We start from the raw sequence: 6201 nt of genomic DNA, 5'->3' as shown, positions 1-6201 counted from the left end.
ATGCCGAAGACCAGGATGGTCCCCTCGCGCCCCTGCATGTCGCAGGAGCCCTCGATCTTCCCCTGTTTCTCCCCCTGAATGGTTAAATGTGCAGGCATGGCCATGGTCGAGTCCTCCTTTGTGCCTTAACCAAGACCCCATCTGCCACCCCAACCCTCCCCTTGAAGGGGAGGGAGAGATGGCGGTGGGAGCAGATAGCTATTCCTTGTCCAACTTCCCTACCAGCGACAGGGTGAAGTACGCCCCCATGTACTTGAAATGCGGGGTTACCTTGAGCCCCACCCGGTACCAGCCCGGCTCGCCCGGCACCTCGCTCACGCTCACCGCAGCCTGGCGCAGGGGACGGCGACTCCGGACCCCCGGCATCGGGTTGTCCATTTCGGACACGTACTGGCGCAACCAGAGGTTCAGCTCGTTTTCCAGGTCGCCGCGCTCTTTCCAGCTGCCGATGTTCTCGCGCTGGATCACTTTGAGGTAGTGGGCCAGTCGGCTGACGATGAAGACGTAGGGAAGTTGCAGCCCGAGCCGGTGGTTTAGCTCCGCCTCCTTTCCCTCTTTGCTGAGACCGAAATATTTCGGCTTCTGCACGGAGTTGGCGGAGAAGAAGGCCGCGTTGTCGCTCCCCTTGCGCATGGTGAGTGCGATGAAGCCTTCCTCGGCCAGTTCGAATTCCCGCCGCTCCGAAACCAGCACTTCGGTGGGGATCTTGGTCTGCATCGCTCCCATCGCCTGATACTGGTGCAGCGGCAGTTCCTGCACCGTCCCGCCCCCTTGCGGCCCGATGATGTTCGCGCACCAGCGGAAGTCGGCGAAGCTCTCGGTGAGCCGGGTGGCGAAGGCGAAGGCGGCGTTCCCCCAGCAGTAACGGTGGTGGCTGTCGGTTACCGATTCCTGGTAGCGGAAGGTCTTGACCGGGATGGTGTCGTCGCCGTAGGGAAGCCGCAGCAGGAAACGCGGCAGCGTGAGCCCCAGGTAGCGCGCGTCCTCGCTGTCGCGCAACGAGCGCCAGCTGGCGTATTGGGGTCCTTCCAGGATGGAGGAGATATCCTTCAGGTTCGGCAGGGAGGTGAAGTCGTCGCAACCGAAGAATTCCGGCGCCGCCGCCGCGATAAAGGGGGCATGCGCCATGCTGGCGACGGCGGCCACGTCCTGGAGCAGTTTGATATCACGCGGTCCGTGACCGAACTGAAAATCTGCGATGATGGCCGCGTACGGTTTCCCACCGAATTGACCGTACTCCGCGGAGTACACGGTTTTGTACAATCCGCTCTTGGCGATCTCCGTTGCGTCCTCGAAATCGTCGATCAGCTCTTCCTTACTGACGTTCAAGACCTCGATCCGGTTGTTCTCCCTGAAGTCAGTCCTGTCCACCAGGAACTCCAGCGCGCGCCAGCTCGACTCCAGCCTCTGGAAATCCGGGTGGTGCAGGATCTCGTCCACCTGCCGGGAGAGCTTGCGGTCGAGCTCGGCGATCATGGCGTCCAGCACCGTTTTGGAGATCCTGGCCGTCTCGTCCCCCGACTCCACTAGCAGGGTGATCAGCGCTTCCACCCCCGTCCGGGTTATGGGAAAGGCCTCGTCGGCCGGTTGCAGACCGCTGGCGAGCACGATCTCGTGCAGGAGCGAAATTTCGCCCACCTGGTGCAGAGTGTTGCCGGTGGCAGTGGTGGTTGTCTCCGTAGTCATGGCGATCTCCTTGGCGATTTCAGCGCTCGTTGTCGCGATCTCTGCCATCCGTTATCCCTATCTCGGTCAAGAGCTTCGCCCTTGTCGAGGCATTGCCGACCATCTCCTGGATTTTGCGCCTGAACTCAGGGAGGTTGGCCAGCGGCCCCTTCAGAGAGCGGAGCGCCTCGCGTAGTTCCAGGATCGCTTTGAGTTCCGGGAGCTGTTCCACGACCGCTTCCGGGCGAAAGTCCGCCAGCTTTTGGAAGCTGAGCCGTAGTTGCAGGGGATCTTCGCTTCCGGTGAGCCGGTTGGGAACTTCCATTGCCAGGGAAACCCCATGCCCCTTCATCACTTCGTCGAAGTTGTCCTTGTTGACGGAGACCGGCTCACGCTCTTCGAGTGGGCGACCCTCGCTTCCGCCGGAGAAATCCCCCAGCACCAGCAGCTTCATGGGCAGTTCCACTTCCTCGCGGCCATCTCCTTCGGCGGGACGGTAGACGATATTCACCCGCTCCTTTGGTGCGACCGAGGCTTGCTGGCTCATCCTTTCCTCCTTTTTTCAAGGGGACTCGTTGGCAGGTGGCGGCGCGACCGTGAGTCAGCATCCAGGAGGCGCGCGGGGAAGATCACTCCGTCCAGCACCTGGTGATGGTCCTTGGGACCTGGCTGCAAACCAAGCTGGTCTGCTTGGTCACGAGTTCGCTGCCGGTGAATTGGTAGTTGAGCTTGATGAAGCGGATACCCATCGACTGCAGCGACTTCCTCTCGCCGGGGAAGTCGCGGGGGGTGAAGGTGTGATGGCCTCCGGGGAAGGAGCTGAGGAATTGCGCGAACCCTTGCGGCCCCGGATACCTGCGGGTCAGCACCAGATCCCCCACTTCGATCTGCAGGAGGGTGTCGCCACAGCTGTCCGGGGACCAGCTGAAGGTCTTGCCGATCGGATAATTCAGGTTGACCAGGGTCTGCGAGGCGGCGCCGCAGGTAAGTTCCAGACGGGTCGCCTGTGGCTTCACGCGCGCCTGCGGGTTCACGTCGGTGGGCAGCGCTTCGATGCCGACGTTGTAGCTCGGCTGCCTGCCGGTGGCTGCGGCTTGCAGGTGGCTTCCCTGTTCCAGAAAGGAGAGAAAACCGGGGTCGAACTGGACGCAGCGCCCCAGTATCTCCTTGGGGTGGTAGCCGTTCAGCGAGCGCGTCAGGAATGGGGCAGCCGGCCCCTTCACGAATCTCCAGACCAGTCCCTGCGGCCCCAAAAGAAGCGGCGTCGCCTGCTGCGGGTCCATTCCCAGCGTCCCACCCAGTACCTGCTCCTCCCACTGGCTTTGCAGATACCCCGAGGCCTCCATGCGGACGAAATTCCACAGGAAATCGACCGGTCCCGCGACCAGTCCCCCGACCGGCTCGCCGGGTGAGCCTCCTGCCGCCATCGCCTGCTGCAGCTGCCGGGCCGCCTTGTATGCGGTGAGGAAGGGAGATCTGCTGGTGGCAGGATCATCCATGTACAACTGCATGGCAGCCTGGTAGGCCTGGCTTCGTGAGGCGGTGGCCGGAGCGATGGCCGCCAGTGCCGACCGGTACTCCCGTAAGGCGCGGGCGCAGGCGAGACGGCTTTCCATCTGCTGTGCCTGGGCCTTCCTGCCCAGTTTCTTCTCCAGCGAGAACAGCAGCAGCTTGCCCCCCTCGGCAGCCTTGATCGCCTGGCTGTCAGCCACCGTGCAGTTCTTTTCCACCCGTTGTAACTGGCGGACCTGTTGGAGCCAGCCGGGGAGATCTGGGAGGTCGAACTGCCCGGCGAACTCGTTCTCCAACCGGTGCAGCAGAGCAAAATACGGAGACTTTTCCCCCGCCATCCGCGCCGCCAGTTCCTGCCACTCCCGCTCACCCTTCAACCGCTGGCTCCCGCGCGCGAAGCCGGTCACAAAGGCCTCCCAGGATGCCTGGCTCGTGGAACGGTACCATCTGTCGAACCCGGCACGCCGTGCCGCGAGGAACTGCTTGTCGTCCAGGGCGGATTCCAGTTCGTTGAGCAGACCGTTCAGCTGGTTTCTACCCTTCCGGGTAAAGGCGGGGGGGACGGTCCTCTCCTCCGCCAGCCGGCGGCTCCCGCCCCAGAAGTCAGCCAGGGTGACCGGGGCGCTCCCGCCGTTGCGGTCGATCCAGCCAGCCATCCAGCTCAGGTCGTTTCCCTTCACGGCCACCAGGTGCCGCAGCCATCCCTGCCAGAAGGCCAGGTCGCGCTCCACCTCGGCGGAGTCGGCTCCCCAGCTCAGGTAGGAAAGATAGCAGGCGCGGAATCTCTCGCGGGTGGCCGGACCGGCGTCCGCCAGATCTCCCGGGTAGGCCGGTTGGGGCAGGGCTTGCAGGGCTCCTTCCCGGTCCCCTTGCCGGACCGCCTTGAGCAGGTTGATGCGCCTGGCCAGGTGCAGGACGTACTCGCCATAACTGGCATCGGCGGGGGGGAATGCCGCCATGTGGTCGGCCAGTTGCCGGTCGAAAGCGAGGAGGAAGCTGCGCCGGAACTTGGTGCAATACCCCTTTTTCAGTTCCTGCTCCACCTTCATGCTTGCGTTCAGGCCGAAACGCGGCATCGACCAGTGACGGTTTCGCTCCTGTACCGCCAGGATTGACTGCCGGTAGGAATCCAAAGCGGCGAGATCGCCGGTACCGCTCTGCACGGGACCCGAGAAGTGATGGGATATCTGGCGGATGGTGGAGAGGTTCTTCACGAAGGAGAAGCTGAGCAGGCCGCAGATGGCCGTGCCGAGGATGATCCAGGAGAGGAGCCCGAGGTTTCCGGTGACCTGCTGCCACTCGATGGCGCGTTTGGTGGGGGCGACCAGCCATCGGTCCTGCGGCAGGATGTTGGCGAAGAAGTCGTGGAGGAACGCCCCATGCCTGCGTTCGCTCTGATGGGGAGGCGGCTCTTCCGGCGAAGCGGAGAGGTAGCTTTCGAACTTGGAAAAGGGGCTTCCTTCCTGGTGGCCGCTTGAGAAAAACAGTCCGCGAAGAAGGGGGGTCTCCTGGTAGTGGTTGCCGCCGAAGGCCGCGGCCATGAAGGCCTGCAGCCCCGCTTGGAGGTGGCCGAACTCTTCGGGGAAGAGGAGACGTCCCGGCTCCCACTCGGCGCTCTCTTCCAGGAGCAGGTGCAACCGCAGGCTGCGCAGGCGCTCAGAGGTTACCTCCAGCGCATGGGCCAGGAAAGAGGCCGCCTCCTGGGAGGGGTCCTCCTTGATCGCCCCCATCGGCTGGTTGAGGCAGGTGTCCGGAAGCTGGGCGGTGAATTCGTTGAAGCCATGGATAAGGTCGCACTTGGTGACCAGCACGTAAACCGGGAACTTCACACCGAGCGCCTGCATCAGTTCGTCGAGGCGCCGGCGTATGGCTCGGCCGTCGGCTGCCGCTGTCTCCGTCTCCTCCATAAACAGCCGGTCGGCGGCGCAGGTGACCACCACCCCGTTCAACGGCTCCCGTCTGCGGTATTTCGCCAGCAGGCGCAGGAAATGGCGCCACTCCTCTTTGTCGTTCCCCTCGTCGAGCGGCACCGCGTAGCGCCCCGCCGTGTCGATAACCACCGCCTGCTCCAGAAACCACCAATCGCAATTGCGGGTAGGCACCCCGCCTGCTGCCCCGCTCTTTTGGCGGAAGGGGGAGGATGCCGTCGCGCTGTTCAAGGAGGTGGTCTTGCTGCTGCCGCTTGGGCCGATCATCAGATACCAGGGGAGGACGTAGAGCGGGTTGCCCAGCTTTTTCAGTTGGGAGCTGCAGAGGGCGTCCATACCCTGCTTCCAACGCGCCTGGAGTTCGTGCAACTCGCTCAGATCCCGTTCAGGCACCCTCCGGTCGGAAGCCTCCTGCTCCATGACGTCCTTTACGAAACCGTGCTCCCGGTTCCTGAACCAGAGCTTCTGGAGGAAGAGGCAGGCCAGCACCGCCCCGACCAGCAGAAGCGCCAGAAACAGGGCGGCCCAGAGCGGCCAGTCCATGGCAAGTACGAAGCCCACCACCAAGAGCGCCGCCAGGAGGGCCAGGGCGCCCACTAGCAGGAGCTTCACGTATTTCTTCCAGCGCTCCCTCATTTAGTTGACCACCGTTTTCAGGAACTTGTCGGCGACCGTGCCGAGCGTGAGCCGGTAGGTGATGAACAGCGTCAGCAAGATGAGCAGTGGGGCCAGCAGGGCGGCAACTGCCGTCATCGAGAGGGGGAAGCGTTTCGCCGGGGCAGTTTCGCTGTGCGCGGGAGGATACGCCGCTGGAAAAAGCGGAGACTCCGCGCCGAGGGGTAGCTCGGCGCCGCCGGTGAGCGCTCTGAGGGTGCTCTCCTTCAATTGCTGCAGATGAGAGCGGTCGGCGCTGTGGCAGAACCGGCCGGTGAACCCCAGCACCAGGCAGAGATAGTAAATCTCCCGCACCTCCCTTTGCTCGGGCTTCAGTGCTGCGAGCCTTTCGAAGAATTCCTCGCCGGCGTCAGCCGTGGCGAAGTGAGTCTGCTGCAACCTCTCCTTGACCCAGAGCTGCTTGTGCTGCCACTCCGAACCC

Annotated in this window: 4 protein-coding genes; all 4 read right to left on the bottom strand. The window is 63.5% G+C overall.

Annotation, left to right across the window (positions count from 1 at the left end; translation table 11 throughout):
- Window positions 1-198 precede the first annotated feature (198 nt).
- On the bottom strand, window positions 199-1686 hold the full coding sequence (tssC, locus tag VJ604_RS10145) for a type VI secretion system contractile sheath large subunit (RefSeq protein ID WP_324082160.1): 1488 nt from the start codon (window positions 1684-1686) through the stop codon (window positions 199-201).
- Window positions 1687-1705: 19 nt separating this feature from the next.
- A complete protein-coding gene (gene tssB, locus VJ604_RS10140; protein ID WP_324082158.1) occupies window positions 1706-2212 on the bottom strand; it encodes a type VI secretion system contractile sheath small subunit in 507 nt (168 codons plus the stop codon).
- 82 nt (window positions 2213-2294) lie between these two features.
- Window positions 2295-5717, bottom strand: coding sequence for a type VI secretion protein IcmF/TssM N-terminal domain-containing protein (locus VJ604_RS10135; protein WP_324082156.1), 3423 nt, complete (start codon window positions 5715-5717; stop codon window positions 2295-2297).
- A gap of 24 nt (window positions 5718-5741) precedes the next feature.
- The coding region (locus tag VJ604_RS10130; RefSeq protein WP_324082154.1) for a DotU family type IV/VI secretion system protein at window positions 5742-6201 on the bottom strand (460 nt) is incomplete at its 5' end.

This window comes from Geomonas sp. (assembly GCF_035254065.1).
GTDB lineage: Bacteria > Desulfobacterota > Desulfuromonadia > Geobacterales > Geobacteraceae > Geomonas.
This window is presented reverse-complemented; position numbering and strand designations above follow the sequence as displayed.